This window comes from Aromatoleum tolulyticum (assembly GCF_900156155.1).
Taxonomy (GTDB): Bacteria; Pseudomonadota; Gammaproteobacteria; order Burkholderiales; family Rhodocyclaceae; genus Aromatoleum; species Aromatoleum tolulyticum.
In genome coordinates this window covers 46545-65325 of the sequence record NZ_FTMD01000020.1, presented here as the reverse complement: position 1 = coordinate 65325, position 18781 = coordinate 46545, and the positions used below count along the sequence as shown (strand labels likewise).

Annotated in this window: 9 protein-coding genes; 3 read left to right on the top strand and 6 right to left on the bottom strand. The window is 71.0% G+C overall.

What is annotated here, in order from left to right:
• Window positions 1-185 precede the first annotated feature (185 nt).
• The 6 genes from BW991_RS21430 to BW991_RS21405 form a co-directional block, all read right to left on the bottom strand.
• Window positions 186-1286: a metal-dependent hydrolase gene (locus BW991_RS21430; protein WP_076604147.1), complete on the bottom strand. Its 1101-nt coding sequence runs from the start codon at window positions 1284-1286 to the stop codon at window positions 186-188.
• Window positions 1287-1365: 79 nt separating this feature from the next.
• A complete protein-coding gene (locus tag BW991_RS21425; protein ID WP_170879151.1) occupies window positions 1366-2646 on the bottom strand; it encodes an HlyD family type I secretion periplasmic adaptor subunit in 1281 nt (426 codons plus the stop codon).
• Window positions 2646-4361, bottom strand: coding sequence for a type I secretion system permease/ATPase (locus BW991_RS21420; RefSeq protein WP_076604146.1), 1716 nt, complete (start codon window positions 4359-4361; stop codon window positions 2646-2648). Before BW991_RS21420 ends, BW991_RS21425 begins: the two co-directional genes overlap by 1 nt.
• A 101-nt stretch (window positions 4362-4462) precedes the next feature.
• Window positions 4463-6031 (bottom strand): calcium-binding protein, encoded by a 1569-nt coding sequence (locus tag BW991_RS21415; RefSeq protein WP_076604145.1) that lies wholly within the window; start codon window positions 6029-6031, stop codon window positions 4463-4465.
• A 177-nt stretch (window positions 6032-6208) separates the two neighbouring features.
• A complete protein-coding gene (locus BW991_RS21410; protein ID WP_076604144.1) occupies window positions 6209-7789 on the bottom strand; it encodes a calcium-binding protein in 1581 nt (526 codons plus the stop codon).
• A gap of 139 nt (window positions 7790-7928) precedes the next feature.
• A complete protein-coding gene (locus BW991_RS21405; RefSeq protein WP_244551780.1) occupies window positions 7929-8906 on the bottom strand; it encodes an SdiA-regulated domain-containing protein in 978 nt (325 codons plus the stop codon).
• A 184-nt stretch (window positions 8907-9090) separates the two neighbouring features.
• Between BW991_RS21405 and recC the strand changes: the two genes are divergently transcribed.
• The 3 genes from recC to recD are packed head-to-tail and all read left to right on the top strand — an operon-like array spanning window position 9091 to window position 18775.
• The gene (gene recC / locus BW991_RS21400) at window positions 9091-12663 is read left to right on the top strand and encodes an exodeoxyribonuclease V subunit gamma (RefSeq protein ID WP_076604142.1); all 3573 of its coding nucleotides are present in this window, start codon (window positions 9091-9093) and stop codon (window positions 12661-12663) included.
• Window positions 12660-16421, top strand: coding sequence for an exodeoxyribonuclease V subunit beta (recB, locus tag BW991_RS21395; protein WP_076604141.1), 3762 nt, complete (start codon window positions 12660-12662; stop codon window positions 16419-16421). Before recC ends, recB begins: the two co-directional genes overlap by 4 nt.
• Window positions 16418-18775, top strand: a complete 2358-nt coding sequence (gene recD / locus BW991_RS21390; RefSeq protein ID WP_139335978.1) for an exodeoxyribonuclease V subunit alpha — start codon at window positions 16418-16420, stop codon at window positions 18773-18775. The genes recB and recD overlap by 4 nt, the downstream gene beginning before the upstream one ends.
• Window positions 18776-18781 lie beyond the last annotated feature (6 nt).

Here is an 18781-nt window from a genome sequence, read left to right as displayed (position 1 = left end):
GGATCGTGATCGTCACGCAATAATCAGGTCCGGACGTGCGGATGACGTACCGGGCAGTTTCGGTCGATCGGGTGCGTTCGGGGGAAGCGCGGCCGGTGATCCGGTCGCGGGATTTCAGCGATCCGCCTTATGGATGTTCGCGATCGCGAACGATGTGGTTGCGGCATCGGCGCCGGGGCGATGCGCTAATTCCCGACGACCCAGTGGCGCCCCTCGGCGACGACTTTGTACAGGCGCCAGCCATTTGCGCCGGGTGTGTCGCATAAACCGTAGATGAAAGGCAGTTCCGCGCGCCCGGGGATCTCGAAGCGCAGGTCGCGGAAGCCGGCGCACAGCCCGCCGGAGGCGTCCCGCTGCGCGTGATCGAGCACCGGGAACATCGCGAACCAGCGGTAGAAGGCGAAGTCCTCCTTGCTCCACACTTCGCGCGCGAAGCCCTGCAGGTCGCCGTTGCCGAAGCGCGGGCGCGTCTCCCAGCGTGCGAGCGCGACGGGGCGGTAGGGGGCGGAGAAGCGGCGGATGAAGTTGTCGTCGGGGCCGGCCGCGAGGATCGCGCTGCGGCGCGTGTTGAGGTGGGCGTAATGGTACTGCTCGCCGTCGAACACGATCGCGGTCCAGTTGAAGGGCGAGGCGGGGCGCGGGGCGGCGTCGACGGCGACGACGGGTACCTTGTTCGCGGCCGCCCAGCTGCGCGCGGCGGCGATCGCCTCGCCGCGGCCGAGCGCGCCGACGCCTATCCATGCGACGACGAGCGCGAGCGCGGTGGCTGCGGGGATGCGGCTCGTGCGCCACAGGGCGCTTGCGACGAGGCCGGCGACGAGCAGGCCGGTGATCACGAGGTCGATGATGAAGGTGGTGCCCCAGCCGAAGCGCCGGTCGGAGAAGGGGGCGAGGATCATCGTGCCGAACTGGGTGATGAGGTCGCCGCCGATATGGATCAGGATGCCGGCGCAGGCGACGGCATAGAAGCCGCGCCAGTCCGTTTCCGGGCGGCTGCGCCGCGCGAGGCGGCCGAACAGCCAGGCGAGCAGCAGGCCCCACAGCGGCAGCAGGACGAGCGAGTGGGTAACGCCGCGATGGCCGCGCAGGTAGGCGAGTTCGGAGACGTAGCCGAGGACGAAGTCGAGGTCGGGAAAGGCCGCGGCCGCCGCGCCGGCGGCGACGGTCTGCCAGACCGGCAGGGGCGATGCGGAGGGGGTTGCGGCCGCGGTGAGGCTGGCGGCGGGACGCCGTGCGGCGAGCAGGCCGACGATCGCGCCGGAAAGGGCGTGGGTGAGGGTGTCCATGCGGCGTTGGAGGCGATCGGGAGGGCTTCGTTCCCGGCTCGCGAGCGGCCTCGTCGGCGCTCGCGAGCCGGGTGAAGCCTCAGCGCTCGCGGAAGGCGCGCATCATCGTGTCGGTGACCGGTTCGAGCAGGTACTCGAGCGCCGTGCGCGGCTTGGTGCGGATGAACACCTCCGCGGCCATGCCGGGTTGCAGGTCGGCGAGCGGCGATCGGGCCTCTGCGCTGTCGGGGACGAGCTGGACGAGGTAGAAGGTTGCCCCGTCCTCGACCGTGAGCGCGTCGGGCGAGATGTAGCTGACCTTGCCGGGGAGCAGCGGCGTCGTGCGCTGCGGCAGCGCGGTGAGGCGGATGTCGGCGGCCTGGCCGACGTGCAGCTCCTTGATCGAGTCGACATGCACGCGGCCTTCGAGCACGAGCGGGCCGGTGTCGGGCACGACCTCCATCAGCGTCGCGCGCGGTGCGATCGTGCCGCCGGCCGTATGCACGGCGAGGTTGAGCACGCGGCCGGCGACCGGGGCGCGGATGGTCAGGCGCTGCAGCAGGTCGGAGGCGGGGCGCAGGCGGTCCTGCAGTTCCATGATGCGCGTGGTGCTGGCCTTCGCTTCCTCTGCGGCCTGGCGCACGAGATCGCTGCGCAGCGTCACCGCGCGCAGGCGCAGTTCCTCGCGCTGGCTCTGCGCGTGGGCGATCTCGGAGCGGCGCTCCTCCTCGCGCGAGCGGTAGTCGGAGATCACGCGCTTCTGCGTCAGCAGGCGGGTGTTGGCGACGAACTTCTGGTCCTTCAGCGACGCGAGGCTGACCATCTCCTCCTCGGCCGCGGCGGCGCCCATGCGCTCGGCGGCCATCTGCGCCTTGAGCGCCTCGACCTCGTCGCCGACGCTCTTCGCCTGGTTCTCGAGCAGCGCGATCTGCGCGGCGAGCGCACGCCGGCGCTCTTCGAAGAGGGCCTGCTCGCGGCGCATCATCTCGGCGGCGACGGGATCGTCCTTGCGCTGCAGCAGCGCCTGCGGGAATTTCGGCGTGCTGCCGGTCATTTCCGCTTCGAGGCGGGCATGGCGGGCGAGTTCGGCGTCGAGCGCGGTGTGCGTGACCGAGTACAGCGCTTCGGCCTGCGCGTCGCGCAGCACGATCAGCGGCTGGCCTTCGGTGACGATGTCGCCGTCGCGCACGAAGATCTCGTTCACGATGCCGCCTTCGTTGTGCTGCACGGCCTTGCGGTTGGCGTCGACCTTGGCCTGCGCCATCATGATGACGGCGCCCTGCAGCGGCGCGAGTGCGAGCCAGATGCCCAGGCCCACGAACGCGATCGCGATGATGAGCTGGCCGACGCGGATGAGGCGTTTCGTCTGGTCGATCATCATCATGCCTCCTGCACGCGGCTGGGGCCCACCGGGGTCACGGGGGCGACAGGCGCAACGCGCTGCGGCGCGATGCGCGCGAGTAGTTCCTCGCGCGGTCCGTAGCCTTCGACGCGGCCTTCGCGCAGCACCAGCACACGGTCGATGCAGTCGAGCAGGCTGGGCTTGTGCGTGACCATCACGACCGTCACGCCGTCGTGCGTGATCTGGCGGATGCAGCGCACGAGGCTGGCCTCGCCTTCGGCGTCGAGGTTGGCGTTGGGTTCGTCGAGGATCACGAGCGCGGGATCGTCGTACAGTGCGCGCGCGAGGCCGATGCGCTGCATCTGGCCGCCGGACAGGATGTAGTCGAGCTGGCCGATGCGGGTGTCGTAGCCCTCGGGCAGGCGCAGGATCAGCTCGTGCACCTGCGCGCGCTGGGCGGCGGCGATGACGCGCTCGGCGTCGACGGTGCCGAGGCGGGCGATGTTCTCGGCGATGGTGCCGGGGAAGAGCTCGACGTCCTGCGGCAGGTAGCCGATGTGGCGGCCGTGGCCGCTGGCGATGAGCTGGCGCACGTCGGCGCCGTCGACGCGCACGGTGCCGTGGGTCGGCGCCCACACGCCGGCGAGCAGGCGCGCGAGGCTGGACTTGCCCGAGGCGCTGGGGCCGACGATCGCGAGCGACTGGCCGGCGGGGAGCTGGAAGCTCACCTGGCGCAGGATGGTCTGCATCGCCGTGCGCCCGGCCAGGGTGACGGCCTCGACCGACAGCTCGCCGCGCGGTTCGGGCAGGCTGGTCGGCGCCGCGGCGGCGTCCTCGTCGAGGAAGGGCTTCATGCGCGTCCACGCCGCGCGCGCGAGCACGAAGTTGTTCCAGTTGCCGATCACGCTCTCGACCGGGGCGAGCGCGCGGCCGAGCAGGATGGTCGAGGCGATCATGATGCCCGGCGTGACGTGCTGGTCGATCACGAGCCACGCGCCGGTGCCCATCACGGCGACCTGGATGAACTGGCGCACGAAGCGCGACAGGCTGGTGACGCCGCTCATGACGCGGCTGGTTGCGAGCGAGCTGGCGATCACTTCGTCGTTGAGCGCGTGCCAGCGTTCGACGAAGGGCACGGTCATGCCCATCGAGTTGAGCACGTCGGCGTTGGCCATGCCCTTGTCGATGTACTGGCCGGCGCGGCGCGCGCGGTCCTGCACCGCTTCGACCTTCGTGCGGTTCATGCGCTCGTTGATCAGCGCGAGCACGAGCAGCGCCAGCATGCCGCCGACGGCGACGATGCCCATCAGCGGGTGGAACAGGAAGATCAGGACGACGAAGATCAGGCCCCACGGCGCGTCGAACAGCGAGATGATGCCGCTGCCGGTGAGAAAGCCGCGCAGCGTCGCGACGTCGCGCAGGCCGTGCAGGTTCTCGCGGCGCTGGATGTTGGAGGCGTTGCGGATCAGCGCGACGAGCACGCGGCGGCCGAGGGTACGGTCGAGCAGCGCGCCGGCGCGCTGCAGCAGCAGGCCGCGCAGGTAGTCGAGGGCGAGCGCCATCAGCAGTGCGCCGGCGGTCGCGATGCTCAGCATCAGCAGGGTTTCGTCGCTGCGGCTGGCGAGCACGCGGTCGAACACCTGCAGCATGTAGAGCGAAGGGGCGAGCAGCGCGATGTTGATCGCGAGGCTGAATACGCCCGCGTTCACGAAGATCGAGCGGAAGGTGGAGATGAACTGCCGGGTTTCTGACATCACGGGACTGGCGGCTTGAAGCCGGTGCGGCGAATTAAGTATATTGGCATGAAAAAGGCTGCCCGGGGGCAGCCTTGCGCGATTGCCGGGAATTTACCGGATCAGGCGAACAGTACGGCGTCGTCGATGAAGTTGTCGGCGTCCAGGCCGGTGAGCGAGCCTTTCACGACCGCGATCTGCACCGCGGCCCCGCCATTGCTGCCGTCCGCATCGTAATACAGCTTGCCGCCCTGGGTGTCGAAGATGAGGTAATCGTCTGTTTCCGTTGCGCTTGCCTGGCCGACGACCACGTTCTCCGCGGTGATGCCGCCGGCGAGCGCGGCGAACACGCTGGTGTCGAAGGCGAAGTAGTCCTCGGCCGCGTTGAAGTCGTTGATGAGGTCCTTGCCGCCGACGGCGACGTTGTCGAACACGAACACGTCGCTGCCGGCGCCGCCGTTGATCTTGTCGGCACCTTCGCCGCCGTAGATCACGTCGGCCCCTGCGCCGGTGCCCAGCACGTCGTTGCCCGCGCCGCCTTCCACCCAGTTGTCGCCTTCGCCGGCGACGACCTTGTCGTTGCCGCTGCCCGCGAAGATGAAGTCCGAGTTCACGCCTGACGTGATGTTGTCGTTGCCGGCGCCCGATTCGACCCAGTTCAGGCCGTCGCCGGCGACGATCTTGTCGTTGCCCGCACCGGTGTACACCTCGTCACTGCCGGCGCCCAGGGTAATTTGGGCATTACCTTCCTCGTCGACGACAATATTATTGCCAGCGTTGTCGCTGATCTTGTCGTTGCCGGCGCCGCCGTCGATGTAGTCGTCGCCGGCTCCGCCCGTGAGCTGGTCGTTGCCGGCGCCGCCGTAGATTAGGTCGTGGCCGTCGCCGCCGTCGACCTTGTCGTTGCCGGTGAAGGCGTCGAGGTAGTCGTTGCCCGCGGTGCCGGTGATGGTGTCGTTGCCGGAGTACAGGCCGGCGGACAGGCCTTCGAAGCCGTTGCCCGCGAGTGCGGCGCTTGCGCTGGCAGCGTCGAGTTTCAGGCCGCTGGCGGTGCCTGCAGGTATCCAGGTGAGCGCTCCGTTCGCGACCACCGTTCCCCATTCGACGCCGGTGATCTTGCCCGTCAGCGACGGCGTGCCGCCAAGGACGTCGCCGCCGATGCTGACGCTGCCCTTGAGCGTGACATAGCTCCACTCGACCCCGACCGTGTTCGGGTCGTCGTCCTGCCAGCCCATCGTGAGCGCGCTCAGCTTGCCGGACACCGCGCCGCTGTCGGTATCGAATTTCAGCGATCCGGTGAGGATGGTGGAGACCGAGTCGTTGCCCATCGACAGCGACTTGAGCGAGACGCCGGTGAGGTCGGTGATCTCGCCGGAGGCGTCGTACTGGACCTTGGCGCTGCCCGTGCCGCTCAGCCACGCCCCGTCCGGGGCGTACAGATCGAAGTCGGTGACGGTGGCCGACGTGGCGCTCCACGACGACAGCGTGGCGTACAGCTCGGTGCCGTCCCACCACGTTCCCCACGCATTGGTGGCCGGAAACGCCCAGTCGTCGGGGTAGTAATAGAAGACGGTCGAGATCGAATCCCCGACCGACCAGGCGGCGTCGACCAGTTCGGCGGTGTAGCTCGCATAGTTGAAGCCGGCACTGATCGTTGCCGAGGTGTCGCTGACGCTGCTGAAGGTTGCCATGGTTTCCTGTCCTGTCGAGGGATGCTGAGCGGCAACAATTTTATACAAATCAAATGAAGATAAACGATCCGGGTGCCGCATTTTTTCGTCCCGCCCGCAAACGACTCATATGCGCGCGGGTAAACGGCAAGGGCTGCCCGCAGGCAGCCCTTCCGCAATGGCCGGGAGGTGGCCGGATCACACGAACAAGGTCGCCTCGTCGATGAAGTTGCCGGCGTCCAGGCCGGTGAGCGAGCCTTTCACGACCGCAATCTGCACCGCAGCGAAGGCGGTGTCGCTGCCGTCCGCGTCGTAATACAGCTTGCCGCCCTGGGTGTCGAAGATGAGGTAATCGTCGGCTGCGACCGCGGTCTTGCCCGCGATGAAATTGGCATCGGTGATGCCGCCCGCGAGCGACGTGAACACGGTGGTGTCGAGGGCGAAGAAGTCCTCGGCGGCATTGAAGTCGTTGATGAGGTCCTTGCCGCCGACGGCGAGGTTGTCGAACACGAACACGTCGCTGCCGCCGCCGCCGTTGATCTTGTCGGCGCCTTCGCCGCCGTAGATGACGTCGGCACCCGCGCCGGTGCGCAGCACGTCGTTGCCTGCGCCGCCTTCGACCCAGTTGGCGCCGTCGCCGGCGACGACCTTGTCGTTGCCGCTGCCGGCGAAGATGAAGTCCGCACCGCCGCCGGTCGCGATGTTGTCGTTGCCGGCGCCGGATTCGACATCGTTGTCGCCGTCGCCGGCGACGATCTTGTCGTTGCCCGCGCCGGTGGTGATGTCGTCGTGGCCCGCGCCGGTGGTGACGCGCGCGTTGCCTTCGGTGTCGATCACGGTGTTGTTGCCGGACTCGTCGACGATCTTGTCGTTGCCGGCGCCGCCGACGATGTGGTCGTCGCCGTCGCCGCCGAAGAGCTGGTCGTTGCCCGCGCCGCCGTCGATGTGGTCGTTACCCCCTTCGCCGAAGACCTTGTCGTTGCCGGTCGAGGATTCGAGGAAGTCGTCACCGGCGGTGCCGTCGATCACGTCGCTGCCGGCGTACAGGCCGGCCATCAGCGAATCGAAGCCGCCGGATTCGAGGCCGGCGAGCGTGCCGGCCGCGTCCATCTTCAGCCCGCTGAAGGTCGTGGTCGGCGCGAATGTCAGGGGATTGCCGTCGGCGTCGGTCGTCATCGTGCCCCATTCGAAGCCGCTGACCCTGCCGGTCAGCGTGCCGAAGTCCGACGAGAAGGCGTCGCCGCGCACGCTGACGCTGCCCTTGAGCGTGACGTAGTGCCATTCGAGGGCCGGCGTGGCGAGATTGTCGTCGAGCCAGCTGAAAGTCATGGACGTGATCCGGCCGGACATCGTGCCCGCCTCGAGATTCATGCGCCCGGAGCCGTTCACGATCTGGCCGGCCTGGTCGCTGCCGAAGGTCATGCGCGTCAGCCGGAGGCTCGAGGCGCTAAGGTCGCCGTCCGCATCGAGGCCGATGCGGCCCCCGCCCTGCAGCGCGAAATAGGCGCCATCCGCGGCCTCGAGCCGCATGCCGTTCATCGTGAACGAGTTGGAGCCGATCGCGGTGATGCCGACTTCGAGCTGAGTGCCGTTAGACCACAGCAACTGGAAGGTGCCTATCGTCGGGAGTGACGGGGGGAGCGGGTCGCTGAACGCGATCGTGTTCGCCGCATTGTCGATCGAGTTCGCCGCCGTGCTCATTTCCGCTGAATATGCGGAAAACGTGAAGCCCGGATCGAGCACCGCCGCGGTGCTGTGTACATCAACGAATTTCGTCATTTTCCTTCCCCTTGCGTCTTGGATTGCCGGAAGTTTTCGAAGCCATTCAAGTATAGGCTGTGTAAGACAATCCTAATTTGCAGAGCGGGCAAGTTTGATCTGACGCAAATCCGCGGCGGGGATGAGGAAGATGCCCCGCTTACTCGGGGCGGAAGGCGTAGAAGAGGTCGGGTTCGCTGACGACATACAGGTTGCCGCGCTCGTCGAGCGTGAGCCCTTCGGCCTGCGGGATGCTGGCGGCGAGGCCGGCGAATCCGGCGGCGAAGCCCTGGTAGCCGACGTAGCGGCCGTCGGCGTCGAGTTCGAGCGCGAGCTTGGAGCCGTCGCTGAGCAGGATCAGGTGGCCGGTGCGCGGGTCGAACTCGACCGACGAGAAGTCGCGCGCGACGAGCTTGTGGCGGATCCAGTCCTCGCGGTCGATCACCTCGACGTCGAGGCGGCCGGCGAGGCTCGCGCGCAGGCCGCGGATCTCGTAGAGCTTGCGCGGCGAGTGTTCCTTGACGACGAACAGGCGGTCGCCGGCTTCGTCGTAGGCAAGGCCCTCGAAGCCGGCGTTGTCGCCCGCCCCCAGCGCCAGCGTGAGCGCGGGCAGCCCGGCGCGCGCGAGGACGGCATCCGGCGCGGCCGGGATGGGCGCGACGACGAGGGACTGGCGGCGCTCCTCGGCGAGCAGCAGCCGGCCGTCGCCCAGCACCGCGATGCCTTCGACGTCGTTGAAGCCGTCGAGCCGATGGCGCGCGAGCACGTCGCCGTCGGTGTCTAGCGCGAGCAGTTGCGGCGGTTCATTGACGACGGCCCACAGGTGGCCGCGGCGGGCGTCCCATGCGAGGCCCGACAGGTTGCGTCCGACTCCCGCGACGGCGTGGCCCTCGACGCTCACCTGGTAGCCGGACAGCGTGGCGGGCGAGCCTTCGGCGCGGGCGGGCTGCAGCGCGGAGACGGCCGCGGCGAAGGCGCGGTCGAGCCGTCCGCCGTCCGCCTGCAGGGCGAGCCCCAGCGCCGTTGCGGCGAGAATGCCGCCCCACCACGCGGTCGTCCGCGTCAGCGGGAAGGGGGTGGGGAGGGGGCGGGTGAGAAGTCTTGAAGCGGAGATCATCGTGCTGCCTTGTGTGGTCACGCGTAGCACGGAGTCTCGCAGGGCAATGTTTCAGGCGCTTGTCGACGGGCGCGGGGTGCATGCTACTGTAGCCGGCTGCGCGCGGCCGCGGCGAAGGGATGCGACGCGTTCTGTCGCATGCGCGCGGTACTGTGCGCAGCGCGGGCATCCGGCGCGGCAAGGGTAAGGGGAGACGGGAACAGGCATGGAGCATGAGGTCCGGGGGGCGAGCGATCTGGCGGGCGGGCTGATGGTGATCCACGGCAACCACCCGGAGGCGCTGCGCGACGTGCTGGTCGCGTGGATGAAGCGCCATCCGCTGGCGCCGCTGGAAAACGAGCTGATCCTCGTGCAGAGCAACGGCATCGCGCAGTGGCTGAAGATGGCGCTCGCGGCGGACGAGGCGGCAGGCGGCTGCGGCATCGCCGCGGCGCTGGACGCCTTCCTGCCCTCGCGCTTCGTGTGGCAGGCCTACCGCGCCGTGCTGGGCGGCGAGGCAGTGCCGGAGGTGTCGCCCTTCGACAAACCCCTGCTGGTCTGGCGGCTGATGCGCCTATTGCCGCAACTCCTCGAACGCGAAGAGTTCGTGCCGCTCGCGCGCTTCCTCGCCGACGACGAGGATCTGCGCAAGCGCCACCAGCTCGCCGAGCGCCTCGCCGACCTCTTCGACCAGTACCAGATGTACCGCGCCGACTGGCTCGCGGCGTGGGCGGGGGGCGAGGACGTGCTGCTCACCGCGCGCGGCGCGCGCGAGCCCTTGCCGGCCGCACAAGCCTGGCAGCCGGCGCTGTGGCGCGCGCTGCTGGATGACGTCGGCGCGGCGCTCGCCGGTAGCGGCCGCGCGGCCGTGCATACGCGCTTCCTCGCGGCGGTTGGCGCGCTGCGGGACGCGCCGCGCCCGCCCGCGCTGCCGCGGCGCGTGATGGTGTTCGGCATCTCCTCGCTGCCGGCGCAGACGCTGGAAGTGCTGGCGGCGATCGCGCAGTGGAGCCAGGTGCTGCTGTGCGTGCATAACCCGTGCGAGCACTACTGGGCCGACATCGTCGCGGACAAGGACCTGCTGCGCGCGACCGCCTCGCGCCACGCGCGCCGCGCCGGCATGCCGGACGTGCTGGTGGAAGAGGAGCTGCATCTGCACGCCCATCCGCTGCTCGCCGCATGGGGCAAGCAGGGGCGCGACTTCATCGGGCTGCTCGACGAGCACGACGCGGGCGACGCGCGCGACCGCTACGCGCGCCGCTTCGCCGAGGTCGGCACGCGCATCGACCTCTTCGAGTCGCACGGCGACGACTGCCTGCTGCACCAGCTGCAGGACGACATCCGCGACCTGCGCCCGCTCGCCGAGACGCGCGCGCGCTGGCCGGCGGTCGATCCCGCGACGGACGCCTCGATCCGTTTCCACGTCGCGCACGGCCCGCAGCGCGAGGTCGAGATCCTGCACGACCAGCTGCTCGCGGCCTTCAACGCCGACGCGAGCCTGCGCCCGCGCGACGTGATCGTGATGGTGCCGGACATCGACGCCTACGCGCCGCACATCCAGGCGGTGTTCGGCCTGCTCGACGCCGACGACCCGCGCTTCATCCCCTTCACGGTCGCCGACCAGGGCCTTCGCCACCACGATCCGCTATTGAACGCGGTCGAGAAGCTGCTGGGCCTCCCGCAGTCGCGCGTGGCGGTGTCCGACGTGCTCGACCTGCTGGAGGTGCCGGCGCTGCGCACGCGCTTCGGCATCGCTGAGGATGATCTGCCGCTGCTGCACCGTTGGGTGCGCGGCGCGAACATCCGCTGGGGCCTGCACGCCGAGCAGCGCGCGAGCCTCGGCCTGCCCGAGGGGGCGGAGCAGAACTCGTGGCTGTTCGGCCTGCGCCGCATGCTGCTGGGCTATGCGGTGGGCGGCGCGGGGGACGCCAATGAGGCCTGGCAGGGCATCGAGCCCTACGACGAGATCGGCGGGCTGGATGCGGGGCTGGTCGGCCCGCTCGCGACGCTGCTGGAGCGCCTCGACGCGGCCTGGCGCGGCCTGCGCGAGACGGCGACGGTGGCGGACTGGTGCCAGCGCCTGCGCGGCCTGCTCGCGGACTTCTTCGATCCCGCGGATGCCAGCGGCGCCTACACGCTGCAGCGCCTCGACGCGGCGCTGCAAAGATGGCAGGACGCCTGCGCGGCGGCGGGGCTCGCCGAGGCGCTGCCGCTGTCGGTGGTGCGCGAGCACTGGCTCGCGCAGATGGACGACTCGGGCCTGTCGCAGCGTTTCTTCGCCGGCGCGGTGACTTTCGCGACGCTGATGCCGATGCGCGCGATCCCCTTCCGCCACGTGTGCCTGCTGGGCATGAACGACGGCGACTACCCGCGCACGCGCGTGCCGATGGACTTCGACCTGATGGGGCGCGACTACCGTCCCGGCGACCGTTCGCGCCGCGAGGACGACCGCTACCTGTTCCTCGAGGCGCTGCTGTCGGCGCGCGAGCGCCTGCACGTGAGCTGGGTCGGGCGCAGCATCCACGACAACACCGCGCGTCCGCCCTCGGTGCTGGTCGGCCAGCTGCGCGACCACCTCGCGGCCGGCTGGCGGATCGTGGGGCAGGATGGCGCGGATGACGGAGAGAGGCTTCTCGCCGCGCTCACCGTCGAGCACCGTCTGCAGCCCTTCAGCCCGGACTATTTTCCTGCCGCCGGAACGGTCACGCCGCTGTTCACGTATGCGCGCGAGTGGCACGACGGGCACGACGGTCTCGCGGCCGATGCCGCCGTGCCCGCGCCGCTGGCGCCGCTCGACGAGAGCGAGCCGCTGACGCTGCGCGAGCTCGCCGATTTCCTCAAGGAGCCCGCGAAAGTCTTCCTGCGCCGGCGCCTGGGCGTGTATTTCGAACTGCCCGACCCGGCGAGCGAGGACCACGAACCCTTCGCGCTCGACGCGCTGCAGAACTGGCAGTTGCAGGACGAGCTGATCGCGGCCCAGCTCGACGCACTCGGCCGCGGCGAGGAGCGCGAGGCGGCGCTGGAGCGGGCGCTCGCGCGCATCGAACGGCGCGGCGAACTCGCGCCCGGCCGCTTTGCCGGACTCATGCAGGCGGCGCTCGCCGAGCCGATGGAAAGCCTCTTCGAACGCTACGCGAAGGCGCTCGCGGATTGGCCCGAGGCGGTCGAGCCGGACGAGGACGTCGCCTTCGAGCACGCGTTCGGCACCGCGCGGCTCGTCGTCGCCGATCGCCTCGGCGGCCTGCGCCGCAATGCAGATGGCGCACGCGGCCGGCTCGTGCTGGAACGCGGCAGCGTCATCGAGGACGGCAAGTACCGCCGCGACAAGCTCCTGGGCCACTGGATTGCGCACGCGGCCGGCCATCTCGGCGGCGCGCCGCTGACGAGCCGCATCGTCAGCAAGGCGGGGGACGCGCCGATCAACCCGCTCGCGCCCGAGGCGGCGCAGGAATACTTCCGCCGCCTGCTGGAAGCCTGGCACGACGGGCTCACGCGCCCGCTGCCGTTCGCGGTGAAGACGGCCTTCGCGTGGATCGGCAAGGGCGGACGCCCGGACACGCCGCGCGACAGCGACGCCGGGCGCGAGGCGCGCATCGCCTTCGACGGCGACGGCTCCAAGCGCCAGGGCGAGCGCGCGTACAGCGCCTATCTCGCGCGCACCTGGCCGGATTTCGACGCGCTGTGGGCCGGCGGCGAGTTCGCGCGCCTCGCCGATCGGCTGCTGCGCCCGCTGTACGACGCGGTCGGTTCGGCCAAGGGCGGCAAGGCCGACGCCGCCGCGCAGGGAAACGACGCATGAATCCGACGATGTCCGAACCGCAGAAACTCGACCCGCTCGCCTTCCCGCTGCACGGCAGCCGCCTCATCGAGGCGAGCGCCGGCACCGGCAAGACCTTCACGATCGCCGCGCTGTACGTGCGCCTGGTGCTCGGCCACGGCGGCGAGGCCGCCTTCGCGCGTGCGCTCACGCCGCCCGAGATCCTCGTCGTGACCTTCACCGACGCCGCGACCAAGGAGCTGCGCGACCGCATCCGCGCGCGCCTCGCGGAGGCTGCGGGCTGTTTCCGCGCCGACCCGGCGGAGGTCGAGGCAAGCGAGCGCGGCAAGGATTTCCTGCATGACCTGCGCGCGGACTATCCGCCCGAGGCCTGGCCCGGCTGCGCGCGCAAGCTGCAGCTCGCCGCCGAGTGGATGGACGAGGCCGCGGTGTCGACGATCCACGGCTGGTGCAAGCGCATGCTCAACGAGCACGCCTTCGACAGCGACAGCCTGTTCACGCAGCAGCTCGAAACCGACCAGCGCGAGCTGCTCGCCGAGGTTGTGCGCGACTTCTGGCGCAGCTTCTTCGTGCCGCTCGACGCGGACGCGGTCGCGGCGATCGCCGGCTGGTGGGCGACGCCGGACGCGCTGCAGGGTGAGCTGCGCAAGCTCGTCGAGCACGCCGAGGCGCTGGACGAAGCGCCGCCGCCGGCCGCGGCGGTCGCTGCCGCGCGCGACGCGAAGGCGCAGGCACTCGCGACGCTGAAGGCGCCGTGGCCGCAGTGGGCCGACGAGCTGGAGGAACTGCTCGACGCCGGCGTCGCGACGAAGCAGGTCGTTGGCAGCAAGATCCAGCGGCGCTATTACGAACCGTGGCTGACTGCGCTGCGCAGCTGGGCCGCCGATCCCGCGGCCGAGGCGCCCGCTCTGAAGAAGGGCTGGGGGCGCTTCACGCCCGAGGGCATGGCCGAGGCGTGGAAGGACGGCAGTCCGCCCGACCACCCCGCCTTCGTGGAGATCCCCCGCCTGAAGGCCGCGCTCGCCGACCTGCCGCAGGCGCGTGCCGAGCTGCTGCGCTTCGCCGCGCGCTGGGTCGCCCGGCGTTTTGCGGCCGAGCAGCAGCGGCGCGCGCAGATGGGCTTCAACGATCTCCTCACGCGCCTCGACGCGGCGCTGCGCCAGCCCAACGGTGAACGCCTCGCCGACGTGATCCGCCGCCAGTTCCCGGTCGCGCTGATCGACGAGTTCCAGGATACCGACCCGGTCCAGTACGACATCTTCGACCGTGTCTATCGCATCGCCGCGAACGCTGCCGACGCCGGCGTGGTGCTGATCGGCGACCCCAAGCAGGCGATCTACGCCTTCCGCGGCGCGGACATCTTCACCTACCTGCGCGCGCGCCGCGACGCGGGCGGGCGGCTGTTCACGCTGGGCACGAACTACCGCTCGACCAACGCGATGGTCGCGGCGGTGAACCGCTGCTTCGCGCAGGCCGAGGCGCGCGAAGAGGGCGAGGGCGCCTTCCTGTTCCGCAAGCAGGACGACAACCCCGTGCCCTTCCAGTCCGTCGAAGCCAAGGGACGGCGCGAGCGCCTCGTCGTCGACGGCGCGCCGGTCACGGCGCTCACCTGCTGGGCGCTCGATCCGCGCGAGGCGGGCAAGGCGGTCGGCGTCATGGACTACCGCGCGCGCATGGCCGCGAGCTGCGCCGCGGAGATTGTGCACCTGCTGAACCTCGGCCAGCGCGGGCGGGCGGGGTTCGCACGGGAAGGGGAAGCGCTCGCGGCGCTGCGTCCGGCCGACATCGCGATCCTCGTGAACAGCCGCAAGGAGGCCGACGCCGTGCGCGCCGCTCTCGCCGGGGGCGGGGTGCGCAGCGTCTATCTCTCCGACCAGGAATCGGTGTTCGCCAGCCCGCAGGCGCAGGAGCTGCAGCGCTGGCTCGCCGCCTGTGCCGAACCGGACGACGACGGCCTGCTGCGCGCCGCGCTCGCAACGCCCAGCCTCGGCCTCGACTGGGCGGCGCTCGACCGCCTGCGCCGCGACGAGCTGGAATGGGAAGGTCGCGTGCTGCAGTTCCGCGCCTACCGCCAGGTGTGGCGCCGCCAGGGCGTGCTGCCGATGCTGCGCCGCCTGCTGGGCGACTTCGGCGTGCCGCGGCGGCTCCTCGGCGGCAGCAAGGGGGCAGGCGGGGGCGCCGTGCAGGACGGCGAGCGTGCGCTCACCGACCTGCTGCATCTGGCCGAACTGCTGCAGCACGCGAGCGTCGCCCTCGAGGGCGAACACGCGCTGATCCGCCACCTCGCCGAGCAGCGTGCCGACGCCGAGAACGGAGACGACGCGAGGAAGCTGCGCCTCGAGAGCGACGCCGACCTCGTGCAGGTTGTCACCGTGCACAAGTCCAAGGGCCTCGAATACCCGCTCGTGTTCCTGCCCTTCGCGTGCACCTTTTTCGAGACCACGGCCAAGAGCCTGCCGCTGAAGCTGCACGACGACACGGGCCGGCTGCGGCTCGTTCTGGAGCCCGAAGACGGCGACGTCGCGGACGCCGACCAGGAGCGCCTCGGCGAGGATCTGCGCAAGCTCTACGTCGCGCTGACGCGTGCGCGCCACGCGACCTGGATCGGCGTCGCGCCGGTGGACAAGCTGGAGCGCAGCGCGCTGGGCTATCTCCTCGCCGGCGGCGCGTCGGTCGCGAACGACGCCTTGCCCGATGCGCTGCGTGCCCTGCGCGGCGACTGCGAACACATCGCCGTCGAATCCGCCCCGGCGCCCTCCGGCGCGCGCTTCGTGCCGCGCGTCGCCCGCAGCGAGCTCGGCGCCGCGCGCGAACCGCGCCGGCCGGTGCGCGAGTTCTGGTGGATCGCGAGCTATTCGGCGCTGCGCACCGCGGAGGCGGACGGCGCGGAAGTCGGTGCGGGGGAGTTCGCCGTAGCCGGAGCCGCGCCCGCGCTTGTTCCACCGCTCCCTGCCGCGGAAACCCCGGCCGAAGAGACCTTCGCCGAGACGCTGGCCGAACCTCCCGGCGCGCCGGCCGCGCCCGGCGGCGACCAGCGCCTGCACCGCTTCGCGCGCGGCGCCGGCCCCGGCACCTTCCTGCACGAGATCCTCGAATGGGCCGCGCGCGAAGGCTTCGGCCGCGTGCTCGCGGTGCCCGAGCGCGCCCGCGACATGATCGCGCGCCGCTGCGCCGTGCGCGGCTGGAGCCACTGGACGGAGACGCTGACGCGCTGGCTGCTCGACTTCATCGCCACGCCGCTGCCGCTGCCCGACGGCGATGCGCCGCGGCTGGCCGACCTCGCGGGCGCCCGCCCGGAAATGGAGTTCTGGTTCGAGACCCATCGCGCCGACCTCGTGCGCCTCGACGTCCTCGTGCGCACGCACACGCTCGCCGGCGCGGCACGGCCGGAACTCGCGCCGGGGCAGCTCAACGGCATGTTGAAGGGCTTCATCGACCTCGTCTTCGAACACGGCGGGCGCTACTACGTGGCCGACTACAAATCCAACTGGCTGGGGCCCGACGACGCGGCCTACACGCCCGGCGCGATGCGCGACGCGGTGCTGGCGAAGCGCTACGAGCTGCAATACGTGCTCTACCTCTTCGCGCTGCACCGTCTGTTGAAGTCGCGCCTGCCCGACTACGATTACGATCGCCACGTCGGCGGCGCGGTGTACCTCTTCCTGCGCGGCAGCCACGCGCCGACCCGCGGCGTGCATGCCGAGCGTCCGCCGCGCGTGCTGATCGACGCGCTGGATGCGGAATTCGGCATGGCCGTGGCCGGGGAGGGCGCGCGATGAAACGTACGACCCGAGGCGGCCGTCCCGGCACGGACCGCATGGATGACCTGTTCGCGACCGACGGCGCCTCGATGGCGATGCCGGACCTTCGCACCGCCGCGGGCGGGCGGGGGGCTGCGGCGCGCGGCGATGTTGCCGCGCTGCTGCGCCGCTGGGTCGAGCGCGGCTGGCTGCGCCCGCTCGACCGCGTGTTCGCGGAATTCCTGCGCGACGAGGCGCCCGACGCCGACCCTCTGTTGCTGCTCGCCGCGGCGCTCGCGAGCCACCAGCTCGGCCGCGGCCACGTGTGCCTGGATCTCGCTGCGACGCTCGACGATCCGCGCTTCGCGCTGTCGCTGCCGCCCGAAGGCGACGACGAGACGGATCTGCCGCCGCTGCCGGACGAGGTGCTTGCCGGCGTGACGCTGGCCGGTTGGCTGGCCGCAATGGAGCACCCGCTGCTCGTTGCGCACCCCGACCGTAGGGCGGATGAGGCGAAGCCGTTATCCGCCGTCATGGTCGAGAGTAACGAAGCAGCGGTGCCACAGGATGCGACATCCGGCGGAAGGCGCTGCGCTTTTGGCTCCGCCGAAACTTCGTCCTGGCCGTCGCCAGGAGTTCGTTTTCCGCCCTACGGATCGGCATCCAACAACCCGCTCGTGCTCGTCGGCACGCGCCTCTACCTGCGTCGCTACTGGCAATACGAATGCGACGTGCGCGCAGGCATCGACGCGCGCCTCGCCGCACCGCCCGCGGCGCTCGACCCCGCGGCCTTCCGCCAGGCGCTCGATGCGCTTTTCCCGCCGCGCGCTGACGGTGGCGTCGACTGGCAGAAGCTCGCCTGCGCGCTGGTCGCGCGCAGCGCCTTCGGCATCGTCACCGGCGGCCCCGGCACCGGCAAGACCACCACCGTCGTGCGCCTGCTCGCGCTGCTGCAGAGCCTCGCGCTCACCGGGCCGCAGCGGCGCCCGCTGCGCATCCGCCTCGCGGCGCCCACCGGCAAGGCCGCGGCGCGGCTCAACGAGTCGATCGCCGGCGCGGTCGCGAAGCTCGAACTCGACCGCCTGCCCGGCGGCGAAGGCGTGCGCGCAGCGATCCCGGTCGCGGTCGGCACGCTGCATCGCCTGCTCGGCAGCCGCCCGGACACGCGCCACTTCCGCCACGATGCGCGCAACCCGCTGGCGCTCGACGTGCTGGTCGTCGACGAGGCCTCGATGGTGGATCTCGAGATGATGGCCGCGGTGCTCGCGGCGCTGCCGGCGCACGCGCGCCTGGTGCTGCTCGGCGACAAGGACCAGCTCGCCTCGGTAGAGGCCGGCGCGGTGCTGGGCGAGCTGTGTGCCCGCGCGCACGCAGGCAGCTACACCCCGGCGACGCGCGACTGGCTCGCCGGCGTGACCGGCGCGCGCATCGACGACGCCCTCGTCGATCCGCAGGGCGCGCCGCTCGATCAGGCCGTGGCGATGCTGCGCGTGAGTCACCGCTTCACCGCCGACAGCGGCATCGGCCGCCTCGCCGAAGCCGTCAATGCCGGCGAGCCCACGGCGATGCACGCGGTGCTGAACGGAGCCGGCTCGCCGCGCTGCGCCGATCTCGCGCGCGTGCGTCTCACCGGCGACGCGGATCTGCGCGCGCTCGTGATCGCCGGCGGCGCGGACAATTTCCCCGGCGGCGGGAAACTCGCCGGCAGCGACACACCGCCACCCGCGGGCTTCGGCCATTACCTGCAGGTGATGCGCGACGGGCGCCCGCCGCTCGATGCAGCGCAGGCCGATTTCGACCGCTGGGCGCGCGCGGTGCTCGCTGCGCAGGGGCGCTTCCAGCTGCTGTGCGCGCTGCGCCGCGGCCCGTGGGGCGTCGCGGGGCTCAACGAGCGCGTCGCGCGCATGCTGCACGCGGCCGGCCTGATCCAGGCCGATCACGGCTGGTATCCCGGCCGGCCGGTGCTCGTCACGCGCAACGACTACGGCCTGGGCCTCATGAACGGCGACGTCGGCGTGACGCTGGAGCTGCCGCGCCCCGCGCCGGAGGGCGGACTGGAGCGGGGACTGCAATGGGGTCTGCGGGTTGCCTTCCCCGCCGGCGACGGCAGCGATGGCGTGCGCTGGGTGCTGCCGAGCCGCCTGCAGGCGGTCGACACGGTGTATGCGATGACGGTGCACAAGTCGCAGGGCTCGGAGTTCACGCACGCCGCACTGGTGCTGCCCGACACGCTGAACCCGGTGCTCACGCGCGAGCTCGTGTATACGGGCATCACCCGCGCGCGCCAGTGGCTGACGCTGGCGACCGCGGGTTCCGACCGGGTGCTGGACGAGGCGGTCGGCCGGCGCGTGCTGCGCGCGAGCGGCCTGATGGCCGCCCGCCACGCCCCCTGAGCCGGC

Excerpts from the sequence above, each read along its gene's own strand:
- BW991_RS21410 (WP_076604144.1), bottom strand. The coding sequence starts at position 7,789 with ATGACGAAATTCGTTGATGTACACAGCACCGCGGCGGTGCTCGATCCG.
- BW991_RS21425 (WP_170879151.1), bottom strand. The coding sequence starts at position 2,646 with ATGATGATCGACCAGACGAAACGCCTCATCCGCGTCGGCCAGCTCATC.
- BW991_RS21420 (WP_076604146.1), bottom strand. The coding sequence starts at position 4,361 with ATGTCAGAAACCCGGCAGTTCATCTCCACCTTCCGCTCGATCTTCGTG.
- recB (WP_076604141.1), top strand. The coding sequence starts at position 12,660 with ATGAATCCGACGATGTCCGAACCGCAGAAACTCGACCCGCTCGCCTTC.
- recC (WP_076604142.1), top strand. The coding sequence starts at position 9,091 with ATGGAGCATGAGGTCCGGGGGGCGAGCGATCTGGCGGGCGGGCTGATG.
- BW991_RS21430 (WP_076604147.1), bottom strand. The coding sequence starts at position 1,286 with ATGGACACCCTCACCCACGCCCTTTCCGGCGCGATCGTCGGCCTGCTC.
- recD (WP_139335978.1), top strand. The coding sequence starts at position 16,418 with ATGAAACGTACGACCCGAGGCGGCCGTCCCGGCACGGACCGCATGGAT.
- BW991_RS21415 (WP_076604145.1), bottom strand. The coding sequence starts at position 6,031 with ATGGCAACCTTCAGCAGCGTCAGCGACACCTCGGCAACGATCAGTGCC.